Annotated in this window: 16 protein-coding genes; 13 read left to right on the top strand and 3 right to left on the bottom strand. The window is 45.1% G+C overall.

What is annotated here, in order from left to right:
* The 8 genes from CFT61_RS17040 to CFT61_RS13240 all read left to right on the top strand — a co-directional run.
* The coding region (locus CFT61_RS17040; protein ID WP_176425611.1) for a hypothetical protein at positions 1 to 1480 on the top strand (1480 nt) is incomplete at its 5' end.
* Between the two features lie 5 nt (positions 1481 to 1485).
* The gene (locus CFT61_RS13270) at positions 1486 to 2076 is read left to right on the top strand and encodes a DUF4112 domain-containing protein (RefSeq protein ID WP_089544891.1); all 591 of its coding nucleotides are present in this window, start codon (positions 1486 to 1488) and stop codon (positions 2074 to 2076) included.
* Between the two features lie 3 nt (positions 2077 to 2079).
* A complete protein-coding gene (locus tag CFT61_RS13265) occupies positions 2080 to 2694 on the top strand; it encodes a hypothetical protein (RefSeq protein ID WP_089544890.1) in 615 nt (204 codons plus the stop codon).
* Between the two features lie 74 nt (positions 2695 to 2768).
* Positions 2769 to 3536: a hypothetical protein gene (locus tag CFT61_RS13260; RefSeq protein WP_089544889.1), complete on the top strand. Its 768-nt coding sequence runs from the start codon at positions 2769 to 2771 to the stop codon at positions 3534 to 3536.
* Positions 3499 to 4314, top strand: coding sequence for a hypothetical protein (locus CFT61_RS13255; protein ID WP_089544888.1), 816 nt, complete (start codon positions 3499 to 3501; stop codon positions 4312 to 4314). Before CFT61_RS13260 ends, CFT61_RS13255 begins: the two co-directional genes overlap by 38 nt.
* The gene (locus tag CFT61_RS13250) at positions 4283 to 5191 is read left to right on the top strand and encodes a hypothetical protein (protein ID WP_142990640.1); all 909 of its coding nucleotides are present in this window, start codon (positions 4283 to 4285) and stop codon (positions 5189 to 5191) included. The genes CFT61_RS13255 and CFT61_RS13250 overlap by 32 nt, the downstream gene beginning before the upstream one ends.
* A 54-nt stretch (positions 5192 to 5245) precedes the next feature.
* Positions 5246 to 5719 carry a DIP1984 family protein gene (locus CFT61_RS13245; RefSeq protein WP_089544886.1) on the top strand — a complete coding sequence of 158 codons (474 nt, stop codon included), beginning with the start codon at positions 5246 to 5248 and terminating at the stop codon, positions 5717 to 5719.
* 289 nt (positions 5720 to 6008) lie between these two features.
* On the top strand, positions 6009 to 6962 hold the full coding sequence (locus CFT61_RS13240; RefSeq protein WP_089544885.1) for a helix-turn-helix transcriptional regulator: 954 nt from the start codon (positions 6009 to 6011) through the stop codon (positions 6960 to 6962).
* Between the two features lie 158 nt (positions 6963 to 7120).
* Here the strand turns inward: CFT61_RS13240 and bglX are convergent, their stop codons facing one another.
* Positions 7121 to 9466 (bottom strand): beta-glucosidase BglX, encoded by a 2346-nt coding sequence (bglX, locus tag CFT61_RS13235; protein ID WP_089544884.1) that lies wholly within the window; start codon positions 9464 to 9466, stop codon positions 7121 to 7123.
* A gap of 166 nt (positions 9467 to 9632) precedes the next feature.
* On the opposite strand from bglX, the gene CFT61_RS13230 reads away from it, so the two are divergent.
* Both CFT61_RS13230 and CFT61_RS13225 read left to right on the top strand, forming a co-directional pair.
* Complete coding sequence (locus tag CFT61_RS13230; protein ID WP_089544883.1) at positions 9633 to 9812, top strand: hypothetical protein; 180 nt, start codon at positions 9633 to 9635, stop codon at positions 9810 to 9812.
* The gene (locus tag CFT61_RS13225; protein WP_089544882.1) at positions 9812 to 11455 is read left to right on the top strand and encodes a DUF6377 domain-containing protein; all 1644 of its coding nucleotides are present in this window, start codon (positions 9812 to 9814) and stop codon (positions 11453 to 11455) included. Before CFT61_RS13230 ends, CFT61_RS13225 begins: the two co-directional genes overlap by 1 nt.
* 92 nt (positions 11456 to 11547) lie before the next feature.
* On the opposite strand, the gene CFT61_RS13220 is transcribed toward CFT61_RS13225, so the two are convergent.
* On the bottom strand, positions 11548 to 13809 hold the full coding sequence (locus CFT61_RS13220) for a glycoside hydrolase family 3 C-terminal domain-containing protein (protein ID WP_089544881.1): 2262 nt from the start codon (positions 13807 to 13809) through the stop codon (positions 11548 to 11550).
* A gap of 539 nt (positions 13810 to 14348) precedes the next feature.
* Between CFT61_RS13220 and CFT61_RS13215 the strand changes: the two genes are divergently transcribed.
* Both CFT61_RS13215 and CFT61_RS13210 read left to right on the top strand, forming a co-directional pair.
* Positions 14349 to 17501 (top strand): SusC/RagA family TonB-linked outer membrane protein, encoded by a 3153-nt coding sequence (locus CFT61_RS13215; RefSeq protein WP_089544880.1) that lies wholly within the window; start codon positions 14349 to 14351, stop codon positions 17499 to 17501.
* A gap of 44 nt (positions 17502 to 17545) precedes the next feature.
* The gene (locus CFT61_RS13210) at positions 17546 to 19177 is read left to right on the top strand and encodes a RagB/SusD family nutrient uptake outer membrane protein (RefSeq protein WP_301331336.1); all 1632 of its coding nucleotides are present in this window, start codon (positions 17546 to 17548) and stop codon (positions 19175 to 19177) included.
* A gap of 289 nt (positions 19178 to 19466) precedes the next feature.
* Here the strand turns inward: CFT61_RS13210 and CFT61_RS13205 are convergent, their stop codons facing one another.
* The gene (locus CFT61_RS13205) at positions 19467 to 21101 is read right to left on the bottom strand and encodes a DUF6377 domain-containing protein (protein ID WP_089544879.1); all 1635 of its coding nucleotides are present in this window, start codon (positions 21099 to 21101) and stop codon (positions 19467 to 19469) included.
* 216 nt (positions 21102 to 21317) lie between these two features.
* On the opposite strand from CFT61_RS13205, the gene CFT61_RS13200 reads away from it, so the two are divergent.
* On the top strand, positions 21318 to 23420 hold the full coding sequence (locus CFT61_RS13200; RefSeq protein ID WP_089544878.1) for a glycoside hydrolase family 97 protein: 2103 nt from the start codon (positions 21318 to 21320) through the stop codon (positions 23418 to 23420).
* The last annotated feature ends 13 nt before the right edge of the window (positions 23421 to 23433 follow it).

The following is a 23433-nucleotide window of genomic DNA, read 5'->3' as shown; positions in this document are numbered from 1 at the left end:
CAAGCTCACGGAGAAATGTACAGCTTTGATTGGTGAGATTTCTGTTAGTTTCCGTACTTCCTTGCAGGGTTCTTTGCAGGCTTATAAGTCTTTGTCGAACGGCAACAAGTCATTGGGCTTGGCGATGGCAGGATTGACGATGCTCGAACACTATATGGGAGCAAGTGAACGCGCTAATCGTTTGAAGTCTGATTTATCAGTTTTCCAAACCAGCGTGAAGCATGATGCCACTCGCATCAAGGCTGATATGGGACGATTATTGGTGATCTGCAAAACGCTCAATGATGTGGTAATCCCGAAGGCGAATGTGTTCTTGCGTTATGGAGAAAAACTGTTGGCTTCTGACTTGAAGGCGACGCTTGATGCTTTGTATGCTGATGAGACTATTCGTCCATTGGAGGAGCAACGAAAATGTCTGCTTCAGCAGATGAAGGCGCTGGACATGGAAATGAACGATCATCTTCAGAACATCGATGTCTATACCTCGCTGATTAATGACATCACCGCTACCTTGGAGTCTAAGCAGGGAAGCTATATGGAAGCGAAGGCGAAGAAGCCTTCCAAGCCTTTCTTCCTCGTCAACTGGATCACCTTTGGTATGGCCAACAAGAACTACTATCGTGACTTCGCTGAATGGAATGCTGTATGCTTCCCTCTTGTGAGAGAATATGAGAGCTATCAGGTAGATTTGAAGTTGGATAAGGAGGAATTGGAATCGCATCGTGAGGAACAAACCCGTATTAAAAATGAGTATGCCCAACTCTCCAGTGAACTGGATAAGGTTTCTAAGGAGATCAGAAGCAAGATAGTTTGCTCTGATGAATTGAAGCTGAAGATGCTGAAACATCTTCGTGATATGGTTGCCATGCTGAAACTTGGACGTGAAATCATGGAGAGCAAGATAGATGAAAAGTTGATGCATACGGTCGATATTCCTGATTATAGGGAGGCTGCCAAACTTCCTGCTGATGTGGAGCAAAACCTTTCTCTGTTTACAGGAATGTTGGCAGATAATCTTCATGCTGACAAAGATATGGCTAAGAATTTGCTCGATGGAGTGGAAGCATACACGAAAGACCATAAGAAGATAGAGGGTAAGACCGCACAACAGAATAAACCTGCAGAGTATAGCGAGGAAGACTTGGCTCAGGTAACTGGTGCTATGGAACAATCCTTACAGAAAGGTATTGCTCTGTTTGATAGTTTCGCTAAGCTCAAAGCGCAGCAGCTCAGTGGTAGCTTGGCTTCGGCTGCATACGATAAGGAGTTGAAGAAACATGCAGATGAGTTTAAGCGTGAGATGGCTAAGATAGACAACAAGAGTGCTTATCTTCGTGAGGTGTTCAAGCGTATCAATCTGGCTGGTAGTGAGGAGGAACGTAAGCAAGCTATGGAGTTGATGAGCGACTTGAGCGGTTTTTCTCTTTCGGAACAGGAGTTCACGGAATTTATAAATGGTAAGAAACAAATAGAATTATAAGGTGTATGGAAAGTTCAAGAAGACAGCAGGCCCAGGCTGATTTGGGCATGGATTTCGCAAAAGAAGATCAAAAGCGAGAGGCGGCTCTTGCCAAAGAACAGGCGAGGGCTGATAAAAAAGCTGCTAAGCGTGAGAAGATGATGAACATGCCATCATATCGTCTGATGGTTGGTACGGCGAAGTATATGGACAAGTGGTTCTTGGATCCTATCCTTGGCTTCATCCTTCCTGTCGGTATCGGTGATGCTTTGACGAGCGTGTTTGCATTCCCATTTATCTATTACAGTCTTTGCGTGGTTAAGTCGATTCCGCTGACTTTGGCTGTCATCTATAATATCTTGATGGATGTGCTGATTGGTGCCATACCTTTCTATATAGGTGATGTGCTGGATGTATTCAAGCGTTCGTATGTAGAGAACCTGAGATTGATTACTGGCTATATCGAGGATGATAAGGAGATTATCAACAAGGTGAATAAGAAGGCATTCTGGACAGCTGTGTTCATAGTAGTGCTTTGCTGGTTGATTTATGTGGTGATATCATGGGCCATTCGCTTGGGAACCATGGCTTATGATTGGATAGCTTCATTATTTTAAAATATGAATAGCAACATTTTCTTTCAACCCTTCATTGGCAAGGATTATGCCAACGGGGGGATATTCGGCAAGCGAATCATGATATTGGGCGAGAGTCATTATTGTGATGAGAGTTGTACGGATTGTGGCGACTGCCAGCTACATCGGGAGTGTATGAACTTTACGCAGCAGGTGCTTGGTGATTATCTCAATGAGAACAATGAACGGCAAAACTGGATGCGGACTTTCCTGAAGTTTGAGCGTTCGTTGGTAGGTGAAGAGACCAATCAAGCGATGAGGCTGAAGATTTGGAACTCGGTCATCTTCTTCAACTATCTGCAAGCAGCGATGGGTGGTCCTCGCGAGGCTGGCGCAGCCGAACAATATCACCAGGCTGGCAAGGCATTCTTTGAGGTCATCGAAAAGTACCAGCCTGAGTATGTCATCGTATGGGGCAAGAGGCTTTGGAATAATCTTCCTAATGTAGGCTGGCAGGATGGCGACGACAGTTATCCTGTTGCTACAGGTGCTTACCTTCTGAGTAATGGTAAGCAGGTGAAAGTGATGGCGGTAAATCATCCTTCCGTAGGCTACTCCTGGGACTATTGGTACAAGGTGATACAAAGATTTTTGAGATAATTTTCTCGCTTGCGTCACGATTTGACACACCATACCATTATCTTTGCCGTCGTAAACATTAAAAACAAGGAATTATGGCACAGATTACAATCAATATCCAGACTTTGGACTGGACAATGGGGGAGATCGTAGGCTTGCACTTGATGCTGAAGAAAGGCAGCAAGGCAAGAATCGCTTGGGGCGATGGAAAGGTACAGGTCGTGACAGGTAAACAGAAACCTGCTTCCGAAAAGTTGGCTTGGGTGGAGGCAGGTCATTCCTATCCTGAGAAGGGCGTGTACTACACCATTACCATCTGTTCGGAAGAGGAGGATGCCATTATCGGATTTGATGGATGTGGCATGTTCGAGGTGAAAACCTTGGATGTGATTCTCACGGAATGTCCTAACTTGCGTATCTTGGGCTATTCTGGGTATGGCGAGGAGAAACTCGACGTGAGCAAGAATCCTTTGCTGGAGTTCATCGACTTCCACGAGATAAGAAACGAGAAGTTGGATTTCTCTGCCAATCCTCTCTTGGAGGAGTTGCATATCGAGGGTGCCAAGGACTTGGTGTCTTTGAATTTGAGCAGGAACGACAAGTTGCGTCGCTTGGACATCTTCATGTGTCACAATCTCCAGCATCTTGCCTTGAGCAATCAGTCACAGCTGAATGAGGTGGATTTCGCTCTCACTCATCTCCGTCCCAAGGACTTGGAGTATTTGGAGAAGACGTTGAAGCGAAACTCTCCCTACAAGATACGGGGAGGAAGCTTTGGCGATGATAAGATAATAGAAGTTAGTAATGGTGAAATCGTAGGTGAAGATGAAGGAAAATTGGATTCAACTTATCGATACAATTGAGAAAGATCCGTTTGAAACGGAGGCTTTCTTCGCTTTGATGGAGTATGTGGGCGAAGCGTCGGATGATGACAAGCGCAGAGTTGTACAAGAAGTAGAGCGTCGCATCAAGATGATTGCCCGTTATGATGCGGACAAGAGTTTCCGCTTCCGTAAGTTCAGTGAACAGGAGCGGGAGGTGCTTGATTCCCTTTGGAGTACTCGGGTAAAGATTCTCAATGTGATGATGTTAAATCCTACAGAGGAAGAAATCGAGCGTTTGGGACATCAGAACGATAAACTTCATGAACTGTCGAAGGATGCCTTTGCGCAAGGTCGCAACCTCTGGAAGTCTTTGTCGCACTCACCGAGCTTGATGGCAAACGAGGATTATTATGATGTGGAGGAGCACGTTGATTTCAGTTGGAATGATGAGGATTCTGTCCTCAAGATGGATAATGATGACTATTATGGCTCAGACTTCGAGTATATGCTTCATTTTCATTGCAATTTTAGGGATAGTGGGCGGTATTCGTATGGGGAACCTTTAGTGGCTGATGATGGGACCAACTGGAATTTGGATTATCTCGACAATCAGGCTTTCGACAGATTTTGCATCTGCCATCTCCTTCACTCGCTCCATAGTCATGAGCATTACTCTTTGCCAGACATCCTCCGTATGGATGATTTTTGGACGGATGTCAGCTTGAGATATGAGCGAGAGGTGTATCAATGGAAAAAAGGAAACGTGTTTTTTATACATGAAGAAAATGGAAAAGGAATGGATGAAACTGATAGATGATGTAGAGAACGACCGTAGCTATAATACTGATCCTATCTTCAATTTTTTTGACTTTATAAGAGAAAAGTCTACGATAGAGGATAAGCGTGCCATCGTGCAAGAGGTGGAACGTCGTATCAAGAAGGTGGTAAATCGTGAGGATAATAATCCAGATGGGTTCTTCCGTAACTTCAGTGATACGGAGCGGGATTTGCTGGACGATTTGCTCGGGCTTCGTGAGGTGACGCTCGACGAGATGATGCTTCATCCTACTGCTGCCGAGGTGGAACGATTGAGCAAGTTGAACGACAAACTCTACAAGCTCACCTTGGAGTGTTTTGAGCAGTGCCGTAACCTTTGGCTTACGCTCTACCGTTCGCCATACAAGGTGGACGACCGTTTCTGCTACGACTTGGACAGTACGCTTCGATTCGAGTATGCTGACAAAGACTCGGTCTTGCATCTGGAAAATGATGACTATTATGGTTCCGACTTCGACTATATGATTCATCTGACAGATGAGTTGCTCAGTACAGGACATTGCAAGATGGATACCATCGTGAATGGTGCGTCTGCCAACTTTTTCGGCAACGAAGAGGATACGTTGAGAAAGTTGACTGATACGCTCGACGATGGCACGTCGTGGGCGGAAGGCTATCTGCACAACAAGGCGTACGACCATTTGTGTATCTGTTATACGATGCATGCCTTGCATACTCATGAGCCTTGGTGCCTGCCAGACATTCTTCGTATGGATGACTTCACGGTGAGCGTGGAACTGAAATACGACCGCAATATATCCGAACAGCGAGATATTCGTTATGCTGATGATGGAAATGAAACCGACCCTCATTGGCCTGAGGATGTGCCTTGCTTGGGTAGAACACAAAAAGGCTGAGACCTTGACATAATAAAACAAGAAGTTTAACGACATATATAAAAATAGAAGATTATGAAGTTAGCAGAAGCATTGAGCATCAGAGCCGACTTGCAGAAGAAAGTGGCTCAACTGAAAGAGCGTATCAAGGAAAGCGCCAAGGTACAGGAGGGTGATGAGCCTTGCGATAACGTAGAGGAACTGTACAAGGAACTGGATGAAGCACTCGTCCAGTTGGAAGACTTGGTTTATCGCATCAACATCACCAACGTTCAGATAGTTCAGGACGGAGACTCCTTGACTCGATTGATTGCCAAGAGAGACGTCTTGTCGTTGCGTGTCAAGGCATTGAAAGAGGTGGTGAGCTACGTCGCTGCCAACGATACACGCTTTGGCAGAAACGAACTGAAATATGTTAGAACCATAGATATAAAGGCTCTTCGTAAGGAGGCTGATACCTATGCCAAGCAGTATCGGGAGCTCGACCTGAAAATTCAGAGTTTGAACTGGACTGTAGATTTGGTGGATTTGCAAGACTTGCCCCGATAATGGAGCGAGGATTGAAATTTTCATTGAGTAGATTAAAACTTTCGGAGAAAAGATAGAGGCAGCAAGAGGCTGACATCAGGCAATAGGTCTGTGTTAGCATTATTAAAAATTCATGTGTTTCATGCAAAGAGACGAGTTTGTTCACAGTTCATTTCAAGCATCGGGCACAAGTGTATCGCGCATTGGTATATGACAAAAGTCAGAAACGCCAGCATTTAGCATTACCATTTTGTTGGCTATCTTTTCTCCTTTTCTTTTTAGGCATTTCTCGTAAATATTCATTAGATATATGGACAATCGTGTAAAATTCTATAGTTGGCTGATAGGCCTCTTGGATCGTAAGCATCTTACCTTTGAGGAGATTGCTAATGAGTGGCGTGATGCCAACGCTAATCAGGATGAGGATGAGCTGGACAAACGTACCTTTCATCGTTATCGTGAAAATATCCAGTCGCAGTTTGGCATTACTGTGGAATGCGACAAGAGCGACGGCTATCGGTATTATCTGAAGCGTGATCCGATCGCTAATGATGATGTAACGGAATGGATGCTGAGTTCCCTGCGGTTGGCTTCGCTTGGTGATATGCTGAAATTTCATAACAAGGTGATGCTCGATACGCCGCCATACAACACGGAATATCTGGATGATATTCTTGCAGCGATAGATAAGCAATATCTGCTGAAGTTTAAGTATGTTTCGGGGTTTGGAGCAGAGAGCGATATCGTGTTACAACCGGCTTTCGTGAGATATTTCAAACAACGGTGGTACGTTGTGGGAGTTAAGAATTCAAGTGCAGAGGTAGATGTGAGAAAACTCGTTCGCTGTCTTCCTTTCGACCGCATCAGTTTCCTGAAGCTTATTTGCGAGAAGCATCCGTTGTCGGCAAAGATGAAGAAGTTCCTGACTCCAGAGAATTATTATGAAGATTGCTTTGGCATTTATCGGATGGAAGATGTGCCCGTGGAGCAAATCCGCATCCGTGCCTTCTATCCGGAATACAATTACATAGAGGAGGTTCCGCTGCACGAGAGTCAGCAGAAAGTAAAGGAGTCGAAAGATGGAATGTATCGGGAATATACCCTCACCATTCGCCCCAGCCGTGATTTTCTTCAGGAATTGTTGTGGCATGGCAGAAATATCATCGTACTGAAGCCCGAGAGTCTGAGGCAGGAGATGATTGGTATCTTAAAGGATATGACGAAGAGTTATGAGACGGGCGAATGCCTGAATGGGGAGGAATAAGGGCTTAGTATTTATCTCCTGGAAAATGGAAAATTCAAGGGGCTAAGCTACATTACTAAAAATCCCGGCAAGAGAATAGCTGTATGCCATCTCCTGCCGGGATTTCCTGAAAACTTACAGTCTTGTATCTATCATTGCATGTTCATTTGCTTTTGGCACTAGTTCTTAACAGTAAGATTCTGGGTCTTTACTTCTTTACTGTTTCCTCCCACCATAATCTGGAAGTCGCCTGGTTCAATCACATGCCTTAATTCAGCGTTATAGAATTTGAGCATTTCAGGGGTGATGTAGAAGCTGATTTCCCTGCTTTCTCCTGCAGCCAGATGGATGCGCTGGAAACCTTTCAGTTCCTTGACAGGGCGGGAGATGCTGGCAACCATATCACGGATATAGAGCTGAACTATCTCGTCGGCATCACGGCTGCCTGTATTCTTTACGTTGATGGTGGCTGTAATCTTCCGGTCATCCATATTGACTTCATGGCTGCTCAGCTTCAAATCGCCATACTCGAAAGTGGTGTAGCTCAATCCATAGCCGAATGGATAGAGAGGACCATTGCTTACATCCAGACAATTGCTGGCAAACTTGGCAAATTTCTGATTGTCATCAGGTACTGGTCTTCCCGTATTCTGATGATTGTAGTAGAGAGGCTCCTGTCCGGTTGTCTTTGGCATGGAAGTGGTGAGCTTACCTGATGGAACCTTGTCGCCGAAGATGACGTCGCAAAGTGCATCTCCCACTTCAGAACCACCAAACCATACGTTCATGATGGCAGGAATGTGTTCATTCTCCCATGACAAAACCGTAGGACGACCGGCAAAGTTGAGCAATACGACTGGTTTTCCCGTCTTTGCGAGTTCTGCCAGAAGTTCTTGCTGCACATCCGGCATTTCCAGATTAGTACGGCTTGCGCATTCACCGCTCATGTCGGCAGTTTCGCCCATGGCGCATACTATCACATCTGCTTCCTTTGCTATCTGCAGTGCCTCGTTCTTCATCTTTACTTCATCTCCCCAGGCGATAGATTTGCCCTGTTCGCCGTTCTTCTGAAGTTCCCTATCGCGCCAGATATTGCTGCCCTGTGCGTATAATAAGGTGGCTTTGCCATCGAGTGCCTTCTCCATCGCCTCCTTGATAGTGGTGTATTTCTCTGGAGCCTGAGCTACACTCCATGTGCCAGCTATATTGTTGCGGGTATCTGCAAGAGGACCAATCAGCGCTATCTTTCCCTGTTTCTTCAGAGGAAGAAGATTTCCTTCATTTTTCAGAAGCACGAAGGTCTCGGCTGCTACGTCGCGAGCTATCTGTCGGTTTTCGGCAGAGTAGATGTCGGTCTTGTTTCGCTTGGTATTGCAGTAGCGGTAAGGATTGCTGAACAATCCCAGTTTGTATTTTGCCTCGAGGATGCGGCGGCAGGCAGTGTTGATGTCTTCCTCCGTCACCTTGCCCTCTGCCACGCTTTGTGCCAGATGCTTGACGAAGGCATTGGAGCACATATCCATATCCGTACCAGCCAGGAGTGCCTGTTCTGAAGCTTCTTTCAGATCCTTGGCAGTGCCGTGGTTCAGAATCTCGGCGATAGATGCATAATCTGTTACGAGAAAGCCCTTGAATCCCCATTGTTTTCTCAAGACATCGGTCATCATCCAGTGGTTGGCGGTGGCAGGGGTATAATCTATCAGGTTGAACGAAGACATTACGCTGCCTACGCCAGCCTTTACCACGGCTTCGTAAGGAGGCAGGTATTGGTTCATCATGCGTATGCGACTCATATCCACGGTGTTGTATTCCTTTCCGCTCTCCACGGCTCCGTAGAGGGCAAAGTGCTTGAGGCAAGCCATGATTCTATCTGCTCTCAAAATCTCCTCTGTGCGCATGTCGGCACCCTGATAACCCTGTGTGAGTGCGGCACCCATCACGCCGCTCAGGTAAGGATCCTCTCCGTTACCCTCGCTGATTCGTCCCCATCGGGCATCGAGTGCAATATCTACCATAGGCGAGTAAGTCCAGTTGATTCCTGCAGCACTGGCTTCCTTAGCCGATACTTCGCCTACCTTCTTCATCGCTTCTGTATCCCAGGAGCAGGAGAGGGCGAGGGGGATAGGGAATATCGTCTCGTAACCATGGATTACGTCCATGCCCACCAGCAGCGGAATGCCCAGACGGCTGTTCTTGATGGCGATGTCCTGGAGAGCCTTGATTTTGTCGAGTCCCTTGATGTTGAATACGCCGCCCATGTTGCCTTTTGCAATGTCGCCACCTACCTGGGTGTCCAGGGCTCCACCGGTAGTGATATCGCCAGCCACCATCAGGTTGAGCTGACCGATTTTCTCCTGCAGAGTCATCTTTGCCATCAGCTGGTCGATATACTCCTTCATCGGCAGGATTTTACCTTTTTGAGTTGTTGTAGCAACTTTCTTCTTGCTGGCGGGTGTATGGGCGATGGCAGGAACCATCAGCGAGCCAGCCAGCAGAAATGATAGTGATATGAATGCTGTTCTCATGTTTATAATGTTAGTATGGTTATTATGCAACTTATATCATTGCTAGTATTGTTTTGCAAAAGTAATAAAAAAACTTGAGCCCACATAGCATAAAGGGTGAAAATGTGGATTGTTTTTTCTGTTAAAGAAGAAAAAGGAGTTGATAATGATGTCGTTATGAATTGGCGTGCCAGATGAAAAAGTGGATGTAAAACAGCAGAAAAAGGCAAAAAAATATCCTTATGTTTTGGCATTATCTGAAAAAATGATTATATTTGCATCGGCATTCTGCAAAGGAAGTCAAAAAGTTGAAAATGATTTAAAAAAAATCAAACCTATATACAATTTCTTAAAGCGTAACAAATAATGAAGAATAGATGGTTCTTACTGATATGCTTGTTGCTGTTGACGCATATAGCCAATGCTGCAAAGTATAATTTAGATTCTCTTTATCAATGTCTGGATGAAGCCATTCTGCAGTCGCCTCGTTATGTGGCAGTGCGTGAGGGACGTATAGCCAAACTTGCAAGTCAACTGAATGCTTGCAAGAATGATGGAGCAAGGTACCAAATGAGTTTTGCTCTTTTTCAGGAGTATCAGGCTTATAAAAACGATTCAGCCGTGAGTTATCTGAATCGTTGCATTGCCTTGGCTGAGCGTATGGGCGATCAGGCAAAAAAGGGCAATGCTATATCGCTGCTTGCTTTTCAGAGTTCTACTATAGGTGATTATGTGGAATCGTATAGTCTGCTGAACAAGATGGATACTACTAAGCTTGATGCAGAAGGGTATCGCAACTATCTTTGGGCTGGTCAGCATCTTTATGGAGAGCTGGCTTTTTATAGCAATGTGCCGTCATTGAAAGAGCATTATGCACAAAAGGCGCAAGTGATGAAGAAACAGATAGCCAGAATTTTTTCGCATACAGACGATAGATACCTGCAGATGATGGAGGAAGACTGTCGTAGTGCTAACGACCTGAAGGGTGCTTTGTATTATAGCAATTTGCGTATGAAGCAGGTAAAGCCTGGAACGCATGAATATGCTATCGTGGCTTACTATAGGGCGGTGATCTGCAAGCAGCTCAATAAGGATGAGGATGCCATCTATTACCTCCTTGTCTCGGCTCTTTGTGATGTCCGTACGGCGGTGATGGATCAGGGCTCAATGTGGGAACTTGCCAATCTTCTGAATCAAAACCAAAAGGAGTTTGCCCATACCTATACTTACATCAAGTTTGCATGGAATGCAGCCCGCATTTTCAATACCGCTCTTCGAAGTCGCCAAATCATGCCGTTGCTCTCTGCCGTTGAGGGTACTTATCAGAAGGAAATTACGCAGAGTAACCGGCAGCTTAAACTGATGATAGCAGTATCTGTAGTACTTTTAGTATTAGTATGTACCCTGCTTCTGTATGTAAACAAGCAGCGCCGTCGTCTTGCCTTGGCTCATAAGGAATTGGAAAAGGCGAATAAGAATCTGGAACAAACCAATAGGGAATTGCAGCAAACCAACAGAAACTTAGAGCAGGCTTATGGTAGCTTGAATGAGAGCAATAAGATGAAAGAAGTCTATATTGGCCGATTCTTGCGTCTCTGTGCTATCTATGTGGATAAGATAGAAACCATGCGCAAGCGCGTGGTGAAGCTGGTCAAGCAGCGTGAGTTGACCAAATTGATAGATATGATGCAAACCGATCATGAGTATATCGGCGAGTTATACGATTACTTTGATGCTGCGTTTCTGAAACTCTTCCCTGATTTTGTGGAGGAATTCAATGCTCTTTTGAAGCCTGAGGAGCGTATCGTCTTGGAGGATGACAGTAAACTTTCTACCACCATTCGCATCTTTGCTCTTATTCGCCTGGGTATCGAAGATAGTTCTAAAATCGCAGAATTTCTGCATTATTCGGTAAACACCATTTATAATTACCGTGCCAAGGTAAAGAATGGAGCCATCTGTGAAAGAGATGAATTTGAAACAAAGGTAAAGCAGATTGGAATGAGATGATATTCGGTATAAGTTTGGTGCAAACTTATACTGGGTGATAAAAAAGGTTCCTTGTGGAGTTTGAAAATCTCCAAAGGAACCTTTTTTTTGTTTTATTTCAGTTCAAACGCCTTTTTGAGTTTCAGCTGATCGGAAGCATTTCCGACGAGTGCCTCAAACTTGCCTGCTTCTGCCTTCCAGGATGCAGCTGTTTCATCATAGAAGCTGAGTGCCTGCTTATTGATGGTGATGTTTACATCCTTGCTCTCTCCCGGCTGCAGGTAAACCTTCTGGAATCCCTTCAGCTCCTTGTAAGGGCGATCGACAGAAGCCTTTACATCATGGATATAGAGCTGGATGGTTTCTGCACCGGCACGTTTACCAGAGTTCTTTACATTCACGGTAAAGGTTATAGAGTCATTCTGATTCATCAGATTCTTATCACTGCGAAGATTAGAGATGGCAAACTGAGTGTAGCTCAATCCATGTCCAAAGGCGAATGCTGGCTTGATGTTTTTCTTATCAGTCCAACGGTAACCTACGTAGATGCCTTCCTTATACTCCTCATCAATGATGTTGCCCTCAGTCTTGGCTCCACCTTCCTTGCGCCAGGTGCCCGGATAGGTGTTTAATGCGTGGGCACCCACTTCCTGCAATGAGTTTACCCATGTGAATGGTAATTTGCCGCTAGGATTCTTGTCGCCGGTGAGGATAGAAGCCAGAGCTTTACCGCTTTCGCTACCGATATACCATCCCTGAATGATGCCAGCCACTTTTTCTTTCCAAGGCATAGCCACAGCATTACCTGAGATATTCACATAGATGAAGTTCTTGTTGGCTTTAGCCAAAGCCTCGATGAGCTTGTCTTGAGCGTATGGCAATTCAAGCTGTTTGCGGTCGTGACCTTCGCAATCCTGATAATCACTCTTGTTCAAGCCGCCAAACATCACCACGTAATCAGCATGCTTGGCTTTTTCTACGGCTTCGGCTATCAGCTCAGCCTCGCTGCGTTTGTCCTCCAGATTCTGTCCGGTAGTTACGCCATTGTAATTTCCGCTTACATCGCCTACATAACCTCGGGCAAACTCCACTTCTACATTATCTTTTTCCAGTCGAGATTTTAATCCGTCGAGTGGCGAAATCTCCCGCTGTACCTTGAGAGAAGAGCTGCCTCCACCCACGGTCATCATTTTCACGGCATTTTCTCCTACTACCAAAACACGTTGTGTTTTCTGGGTATTGATAGGAAGCACATGGCTCTTGTTCTGGAGTAGTACGATGCCTTCTTCGGCAATCTGTCTGGCTGCAGCATAGTGACTTTCAGAACAGAGGAAACCGTGAGGACGGTTCGGATTCATGGTGGTGCGATAGAAGAGGCGCAATACGCGGCGCACCTTTTCATCCAACTCCTTGGTGGTGTATTTACCTTCCTGGATACCTTTTATATATGGTACGGCAAGGTAGTAATTATCGTAGGCATTGCTGGCACCCATGGTCAATCCGTTCGTCCATGTGCCGAACTCTATGTCGAGCCCGTTCTTCACGGCTTGGTCGGTATCGTGTGCGCCTCCCCAGTCGCTTACCACTACGCCGTCATATTTCCAGTCGCCCTTCAGAATCTTGTTCAGTGTCCACTGGTTGTGGCAGTTGTGTTCGTTCTTGTAGAGATTGTATGCACCCATGATTCCCCAAGTCTTACCTTTCTCTACAGCAGCCTTGAAGGCTGGGAGATAGATTTCATGGAGGGCACGGTCGCTCACGATGACGTTTACCTGATGACGGTATTCCTCCTCGTTATTGAGGCAGTAATGCTTTACGCAGGCTGATACTCCCTTAGACTGTAATCCTTGGATATAAGGTACAACCATGATGCTTGCCAGGTAAGGATCTTCACCCATATATTCGAAGTTGCGTCCGTTCAATGGGGTGCGATAGATGTTCACGCCAGGACCTAGAATCATGTCTTTTCCCCGATACAGTGCCTCTTCGCCTAATGCTTCTCCATAGATTCTGCTCATCTGTGGGTTCCAGGATGCTGCCAGGCAGGTGAGGGCTGGGAAGGCAACGCAGGAGTCATTGGTCTGACCAGCCTGCTCCCATTCGTCCCACAATACATCAGGGCGAACACCGTGAGGGCCATCATCTGTCCAGAAGTCTGGAAATCCCAAACGGGGAACTCCTGCTGAGGAAAACTTACTCTGTGCATGAATGATGCGAATCTTCTCTTGAAGTGTCATTCGGGCAATGGCATCGTCGATGCGTTGTTCTACAGGTTTGGTGTTGTCGAGATAGACAGGCAACTGACCAGTTTGTTGTGCGCTGGAGGTGGCTATAGCCGCCATCGATAGTGCGCAGGATAGAATGAAGTGTTTCATGTTTCTTGTGAATATTATTTCTTATGAATATAAAATTGTTAGTTATGAAAATGCGTATCTGTCATTTTCGGTTGCAAAGTTACTAAATAATAAGGTATAAACCGAGTGCTTGTAAAGAAAAAGTGGAAAAATGTTATCTGTGATTTTTATAAGTGCTTGATAAAAAGTGAGATATGAAAAATAGAAATGTGGCTAAAAGTGGAAATAAATGAAAATGATGAAAGAGTTGTAGAAATAATTGATGGATAAGAAGGGTACAAAATACAATTTTTATTCCATCCACTTTCAATGGTATGGAAGATTATGAAAACCTTTTGTAAATGAGGTCGTTATTGCGTTCTAGGGTTGTTTTCGTTCCACTATTCTATTAATGGGGTTAGGAAAGTTCGAAAAATCCTATTAAATTTGCAATCGCATAAATGCCTAAGTGCATTCTCCAATTGGCACGAAACCAACCTTCGTATCAACAACGGAGAAATACTTCGCAACTAACATATATTAATAATGAATAAAATCAATTCTAAACAAACTTTCAAAATATGAAAACAAAAAGTTTATTGCTGGCTTCCGCATTATTAATGTCGGCGTCAACGTTTGCACAGAAGAACATCTTTAAAGGTGTTGTGTTGGATGACCAAGGTGAACCTGTTATCGGTGCCACCATCCAGGTGAAAGGCAATAGGGGAACAGGTACAATTACCGATCTGGATGGTAACTTCTCCATTGAGACAGATGCCAGCCAACCTCTGGTAATTACTTATGTGGGTTATCAGAATGTAGAGGTGAAGCCATCTGCTAATATGCGCATCACCCTGAAACAAGATGATAAAACCCTCGACGAAGTGGTGGTAGTAGGTTATGGTACGCAGAAAAAGAGCGTAGTTACCGCTTCTATTGCCAAGATTGGAGCTGATGAACTGGGAAAAACTCAGCCTGTGCGTGTGGATGCTGCTCTCAAGGGATTGGTATCTGGTGTACAGGTTACTACTGCCGGTGGTCAGCCTGGTGCTGGCAGCAAGATTCGCATACGTGGTACGGGTACCGTGAATAGTGCCGACCCTCTCTACATCGTAGATGGAATGCCTATTGAGGGTGGTATCGACTATTTGAATCCTAGTGATATTCAGAGTATCGAAATCCTGAAAGATGCTGCTTCGGGTGCTGTGTATGGTGCGCGTGCAGCCAATGGTGTAGTTCTTGTTACCACCAAGACTGGTAGTATCGGCAAGACGATGGTTAAGTATGATTTCTCCATAGGATGGCAGAATCCTTGGCGTAAGCGCAAACTGCTCAATGCCGAGCAATATACTACCCTGATGAAGGAGGCTGCTGCATACGCTGGTGAAAAAGATATCGATAATATCCTGAAGAATATGGGTTCCAGCGATACCAATTGGCAGGATGTGCTCTACAATGATAATGCTCCTGTACAGAATCATCAGTTGAGCATCAGCGGTGCATCAGAGAAGTTTAATTACTATCTCTCTCTGGGTTACTATAAGAGTGAAGGTGTGATAGGTGGAGATTATGGACGTGCCAACTACGAGCGTATGACAGTAAGAAGTAACAATACCTATGTTGTCTTCGACCAGAGCAAGGTGCGTAACTGGCTCAAGACGGGTAAGGTGGGTGTTAATCTGGCTTATTCCCGCATCAACAATACCAGTATGAATATCAACGATATTGGCGGTCTTTCTGCCCTTGGTAATGCCATGTTCCTTTCTCCATTGATGAGTGTCTATGCTGAAGATGAGGCTGCTCTCAATTCGCAGTATGCTGGAGAAATTGCGAAATATGGTCCTTTGGTAAGAGACAAGAAAACGGGCAGGTTGCTTAATGTGCCAAACAAGAACTTCAATGATCTTTCCAATCCTTTGGGATGGCTCTCTCTGCCTGGAGAAAAGAATAATTCTGATAAGTTCGTTGCTAACTTCTGGGCAGAGCTGGGCATTTGGGATAACCTGAAGTTTAAGACTTCTTATGGCGTTGATCTCAGTTTCTGGGGGACTGACGGATGGACTCTTCCATACTATTTGAATGCTGATCGGCATAATGACAAGTCATCTGTCTGGAGTTCCATGAATCGTGGCAACCGTTGGCAGGTTGAGAATATCCTGACCTATAATAAGCAGTTGGGAGAGCATAATTTCTCGGCTGTAGTTGGACAATCTGCTATCAAATATTCCGGACGTAATATTAGTGGCTCTGCTCAGGATATGATAGCTCTGGATCCTGGCAAGGCAAACCTTGATTTCACCACTGGTATGGCTACCGATGGCAAGCGGGATGTATCGGGTGGATTGTTCAGCCCTCATACCTTGGCTTCTTATTTCGGTCGACTCTCTTATAACTATGCCGAGCGTTATATGGCTCAGTTTACCATTCGCCGTGATGGCTCTTCCAATTTCGGCCCGAACAACAAGTGGGGTACCTTCCCTTCTGTATCATTGGGTTGGAATGTGACGAATGAAAAGTTCATGGAAAAACGTCCTGAGTGGTTTAGCAAGATGAAGCTCCGCCTGAGTTGGGGTAAGAATGGTAACGAGGCTATCGGTGCTTTCAGATATACTGCCAATGTGGCTATAGGCAACAACTATACCTTTGGTGGTGCTGGCAACCAGGTAATCATAGGTGGTAGTAAGCCATCGGGAACTCCTAATGCCGACTTGAAGTGGGAGGAGAGCGAGCAGTATGATGCTGGATTGGATTTCAGCTTCTTCAATAATGCCCTGACGTTCACGGTAGATTGGTTTAAGAAGAAAACCAATGGTATGCTGAAAACCATGAGTGTGCCTTCTTACTTGGGCGAATCAAAGCCTTGGGGTAATGTGGGCGATATGGAGAATAGCGGTATCGAGTTTGAACTGGGATACAAGTTCCGTAAGGGCGATTGGGCTTTCAACATCAACGCCAATGCCAGTTATCTGAAGAACAAGTTGATCAATCTGGGCAATGATACCGGTTATGAAACATCGGACGAGGTTCACCTGATCGGTAATGTGAGCCGTGCAGAAAACGGTCAGCCATATCCTTTCTTCTATGGTTACAAGACGGCTGGTATCTTCCAGAATCAGGCTCAGGTAGATGCTTATGTGAATGATAAGGGAGTGAAATTGCAGCCAAATGCGCAGCCGGGTGATGTAATCTTTGTAGATTATAATGGTGATGGAAAGATTGATGATGCCGATAAGACTAATATCGGTAAGGGTGATCCTGATTGGACTTTCGGTTTCAATCTGGGGGCCAGCTGGAAGATGCTCGACTTCTCTATGTTGTGGGCAGGTTCCTTCGGCAACAAAATCTTCGATACCACTCGCCGTGTGGATCTCCGTTATGCCAATCTTCCTGAAGCGTTTATGGGTCGTTGGCACGGTGAGGGCACATCCAATACTATGCCGCGTTTCGCCTGGTCAACAGCCATTGATAATAATAAGGTGTCTGACCTCTACATCAAGAATGGTTCCTATGTTCGTCTGAAGAACATCCAGCTGGGGGTTACCCTGCCGAAGAAATGGACGGAGACGGTATTCATCTCTAATCTCCGTTTCTATGTAGCAGCCGAAAACCTGCTCACTTTTACAAGTTACAAGGGTATGGAACCGGAGATTTACAGTGGTACACAGTCGGGTATCGACCGTGGATTCTATCCGCAGAATCGAACCATCACCGTGGGTGCCAATGTGACATTCTAAATAAATATCATTCAGAATTAAGTAGAACATATTAAAAAGAAACAATGATGAAAGCAAAAAATATATTATTATATAGTGCAATGGCAGGTATGGCATTGTCGTTGTCTTCTTGCGGCGATGATTTCCTAAGCGTAGATCCAGCAAGCAGCTTGCCTATCGATGGTTATTACAACACCAAGGCGCATGTGGATGAAGCGCTTACCGCAGCATACGCTCCTATGGCTTGGTATGATCAATATAATGGCATATGTCCTCTCTTCCTGGTATCTGATGCGCAGGGCGATGATATCTATGTGGGTGGTGGCAATACTAACGACCAGACAGAAATGCACTTGGCTTCGCAGTATAAGAGTACCAGTCTGTTGAACTTCAAGGGTGCATGGACAACCAGCTATTCGGGTATCAACCGTTCCAACTTGGTGATCAAGGATGTCGATGAGACTACAGTGCTTTCTGATGCCGAGAAGGCTACTTATATTGCAGAGGCAAAGACCTTGAAGGCTTTTTATTATCTGCAGCTTTGGAAGTTCTGGGGCAATGTGCCTTATTACGAGAAGAATCTGGAGTCCCCTTATATTGCCGAGCAGCTTTCAGCCAGCGAGGTATATAATAAGGTAATAGCCATGTTGGAAGAGGTTATCAAGAGCAATGCCCTGCCGATGAAGGAAACTGCCGCCCGCAGCGGACATGCTACTCAGGCTTTTGCCGAGATGCTTTTTGCCGATTACGTGATGTATCAGAAGGATGAGAGCCGCTATCAGCAGGCACTCGGTTATATGGAGGATATCATCAATAGCAGGAAGTATAGACTGATGAGCGATTATGCCGGCATCTGGGAACAGAGTGGTGAGTGGTGTGATGAGTCAATCTACGAAATCAACTATTGTGCCAAGGGTAGTAAACGTAGTTGGGGAAGTCCCGATGCGGCTGGTGGTACCGTAGTGCCAACCTTGATTGGTATCGATGGCTTGAGCTATAAGGCTTCTGCTGCCCATCTGGCAGAAAATCCTTCCTACGCTCCTAAACAGGAGCTGAATGGTGGATGGGGCTTCGGCGATGTATCCAAGGAGGTGTACGATCTTTATGAAAAAGATGACATTCGCCGTACTGGTGGAATTGTTAACATGGCTGATTATGCTGCCGATTACAAGGCTCGTACGGGTGATGAGGTAACTTACAATGGCCGTTATCAGAACACAGGAATCTTCCTTTTGAAGTATTTGGGCCGCCATGGTGGTAATGATGGGGCTGTGGGTGAAGTCGACATGGGTTGGGATAACAACCAGCGTATCTATCGTTATTCTGAAACTCTGCTCAATGCCGCTGAGTTGATTCTCCGCACTGGCGGTGATGTAGCCAAGGCACAGGGATATTATAATGAGGTTCGCAATCGAGCTCATGCTTCTGCCCGTACTGTTTCTCTTGATAATCTCTTGGAGGAACGCCGTTTGGAATTTGTTGGCGAGGGCAAGCGTTACTACGACTTGATTCGCTTTGGCAAGGCTGCCGAGGTATTGAAGCCTGGTGGAGGAAAGGTACTCAACAAGGCAAAGACTGCATACGATGTGCTTGGTATACCTGAGCGTATCCAGTGGACGGAAAGCAAGAAATACTTGCCAATCCCTCAGGATGAAATAGAGGCTGCTAAGGGTACTTTAAAGCAGAATGAGTATTAATAGTCTGTTCTCCTAGTAATAAGTTATGTTCGGCACTGCTGAACATAGATTTCTTCGTAGTTTAAAAACTTTTATTCCTAGGAATAAGTGATAATATAAAAAAGAGTGTGAGTCTTCTATCCGAGAAACTCACACTCTTTTTTATATGTCATTACTCAGCATTCATATATTACTCTGCTTTCAGTCCCATAGACTTGATATATCCAGCTTGAGGCACGAATTCTGAAACTTGGCATTCTCAACGTTCTGTAATAAGCCCCTTTCTAGATTTGATATTCTTGAGTGGATCTTATGCGATTATCATACAGAGCTTGAGTACGTTCTCCTCGAAGTGCTCCTTGTCTATGGCATTGTTCTTGAGTATGGAACGATAGTTATATACAGTTTGTGGTGAATAAGACAAGATGCCGGCAATCTTGGAACTTTCAGTAATGCCTAATCGCAACAAGGCGCACACACGAAGGATGGGTGGCATTTCCCCATTCTCTTTCAGTTGGATGTGTGCCGATTCTGTGAGTTGCTGGTTCAGCTCGCTTATAAAAGTTGGGTATAGAGATAGGAAAGCTTTGTCGAATTCCGTCAGAAACTCCTTGTTCTCTTTCTCTGTATTGGTTGAGGAAGAAAGGAGGCTCAGAAGTTCCTTGCTTTGGTTGGCTTTTATCTTTCTTACTACCAAGGTGCGCAGTTTGCTGTTTCTCTCTATATTCTTATAACACAGGTCAATATACACCTTTACCAGTCTTTCGCGCTTCTGGTTGGTATCCTTCAGTTCGTCGTTGATGAGATGCAACTGTCCATTGAGAATTTCCATTTTTGCGGATGTTGCTGTGATTTCATCTTTCTTTTGTTTCAGCAGCCTGTTCTTCTTGCGGATGAACAGGCTGCTAATACCTACTCCAAGTAGGAGCAGGATAATGACCAATAGGGCGATGTTGAGCAATCTGTTAGTTGTTTTGATGTCATCTGTATAGGCATTGGTAATCAATTGTAATTTGGATGAAATCTCAATGCGGCGTAACCGGTTGTTGTATGCATAAGCATCTTCCAGGGACAGGTTGATGTATTCCTGTGCTTTTTTCAGACTTCTTGTCTTATGTTTGTAGATGAAGAGAGCGATGTCTTGCAGGGCTAAGTTTTCTTTTGTGGCAGAAGTGATGTCTGAGATAGCTGCAACCAGAAGGTAATGCTCCATTAGCTCTAGGTTGTTGGCTTTCTGATAGATCTCAGAAAGCGCAAAGGCGGTCATGGCATGCAGACGGCTATTGGCCTTTTCCATGCTCAGTGCTTTTTTGTAGTATTGTATGGTCCTGTTATTGTTGGGATGATTGCTGTAATAGTATAATTCTCCCAACAGATAGTAATAGAATGCATCTTTCTTTGGAGATAGTTCTATTGCTTTCTTCAGGTATTCCATTTTCTTCTGGTTGTAATTCTTGCTGAATTCATTGTTTTCACAGTAGGCTGCCCAGTTGTTGTATAGTTCGTAAAGTGTATAATAATATAGAAACTGGTAGTTATGTGAATCTTCTTGGGGGGCTATCTTCTGCAAAATTTCCTTTGCTTCTGCATAGAATCCCCGTGTGATCAATAACCTGGTTTGGCTAAGGCGGAATCTTTTGTTAAATAAGATATTGTTGCTCTTTTGGGCAAGGAGAAGGCCTTTGTTTACGTAGGTCATCGCCGAGTCGTACTCGTAGGCTTTGTAGTCGTTGGCGAGTTGTTCGTATAGTTTTAATTTGTCTTCGTTGCTGGTAACATACTTGGCTCCTTGCTTGATTTCGTTTAAGCTTTTCTCTTTTAACTCTACATAATGGGCACGTTGTGTCAGGGCAGCATCCAGCTGCTTGTATTGCTGGTTGTTGTCTCCTTTTATGTATATCGGCTGTATCATCAGGGTGATGATTATAACGATAAGATGTCTCATATTTCCTATGTTTTTAGATTCCGCTGCAAAAATAATAAAAAACATTGAGAATCTCGCATCTACTAGCCGCTTTTTTTGAGAATTCGCAAAATCTTGATATTCAGAGCTATGAGATTGGTTCTAGATACCGACAATCTACCAAAAGCCTACTATTCGCACCAACTTATTGATTTTTGCCGTACTTTTGTGGCAACAAACAATTTTAAACAAAAAAACATGAAAAAACTTTTTTTGCTCGCAAGCCTTCTGTTGGCTTTTGGCATCTCGGCAGATGCTGGAGACATCACTTCTCCTAACGGACAAATCAAGGTGAACTTCACCTTGGATGGCACTGTGCCTACCTATAGTGTGACCTATCAGGGCAAGACCATTATCAAGCCTAGCCGTCTGGGTTATCAGCTCGCCAAGGGTGGTAAGGATGGCAAGGACCTGCTTGCCGATTTTAGCGTCATCGATGAGAAAACTTCCACTTTCGATGAGACTTGGACTCCTGTTTGGGGAGAGAACAAGTCTATCCGCAATCATTATAATGATATGCTGGTAGAGTTGAAGCAGAATTCCACCGACAGTTATATGAACGTCCGTTTCCGTGTCTATGATGATGGAGTAGGATTACGCTATGAGTTTCCTCAGAAAGGCAGTCTCAACTACTTTACCATCAAGGAAGAACGTACAGAGTTTGCCATGACGGGCGATCATACCGCCTGGTGGATTCCTGGTGATTACGATACCCAGGAATATGAATACACCAAGACCCGCCTGTCGGGCATCCGTCCAGCCTTGCATGCTGCTGTCAGCAGCAATCTCTCACAGACTGTCTTTTCAGATACCGGTGTACAGACCTCGCTCCAGTTGAAGACTGATGATGGTATCTACATCAATCTGCATGAGGCTGCTCTGGTGGATTATCCAGCCATGCACCTGAATCTGGATGACAAGACCATGACCTTTACCTCTTGGCTTACCCCTGATGCCCAGGGAATGAAGGGATACATGCAGACTCCGTTCAAGAGCCCTTGGCGTACCATGGTCATTACAGATGATGCCCGCAAGGTTCTGTCTTCCAACTTGATTCTCAACCTCAATGAGCCTTGCAAGATCAAGGATACCTCCTGGATTCACCCAGTGAAGTACGTGGGTGTATGGTGGGAGATGATTTCCGGTAAGGGAGAGTGGGCCTATACCCATGATTATCCTACCGTGAAGTTGGATGGAACCGACTATGTACATGCCAAGCCATCGGGCAAGCATTCTGCCAACAATGCCAATGTGCGCCGTTACATTGACTTTGCTGCAGCCCATGGTTTCGATGCAGTCTTGGTAGAAGGATGGAACATCGGTTGGGAAGACTGGAGTGGTTATATGAAGGAAAAGGTATTCGATTTCCTGACTCCATATCCAGATTTCGACATCAAGGCGCTCAATGAGTATGCACATTCCAAGGGAGTGAAGCTCATCATGCATCATGAGACCTCTTCTTCTGTGATGAACTATGAGAAGTATATGGACAGAGCTTACCAGTTGATGAAGGATTATGGCTACGATGCTGTGAAGAGCGGTTATGTGGGCAACATCATTCCTCGTGGCGAGCATCACTACAGTCAGTTGGAAATCAATCACTATCTGCATGCCGTAACCCGTGCTGCCGATTATCAAATCATGGTAAATGCCCATGAGGCTGTGCGTCCTACCGGTCTCTGCCGCACTTATCCTAACCTGATTGGCAACGAGAGTGCTCGCGGTACAGAATATCAGGCTTTCGGAGGAACCAAACCGGGACATACCGCCATCTTGCCTTTCACCCGTCTGCAGGGTGGTCCGATGGATTATACCCCTGGTATCTTTGAGATGGATTGTGCCAATGGTTCACATTGCAACTCTACCATCTGCGGTCAGTTGGCACTTTATGTTACCATGTATAGTCCATTGCAGATGGCTGCTGATTTCCCTGAGAATTACGAGAAGCACATGGATGCCTTCCAGTTTATCAAGGATGTGGCCGTAGATTGGGACAAGTCTATCTATCTGGAGGCTGAACCAATGGAGTATATCACCGCTGCCCGCAAGGCAAAGGGTTCTGATAACTGGTTTGTCGGTGGTGTTACGGGCATGAAGGCTCATCAATCTACCGTAAAGCTCGATTTCCTCGACAAGGGAAAGAAGTATGTGGCTACCATCTATCAGGATGCAAAGAATGCCAACTACAAGACAAATCCTCAGGCTTATGTCATCACCAAGAAGACTGTAACCAGCAAGTCTGTCTTGAAGTTGAACTCTGTTGCAGGTGGCGGATTTGCAATTAGCATTCTTGCACAATAAAATGCAGAATTTT

The sequence above is a fragment of the Segatella copri genome (assembly GCF_002224675.1).
Classification (GTDB): domain Bacteria; phylum Bacteroidota; class Bacteroidia; order Bacteroidales; family Bacteroidaceae; genus Prevotella; species Prevotella copri_U.
The sequence above is the reverse complement of the archived record's forward strand: the minus strand, read 5'-3'. Positions and strand labels throughout refer to the sequence as shown.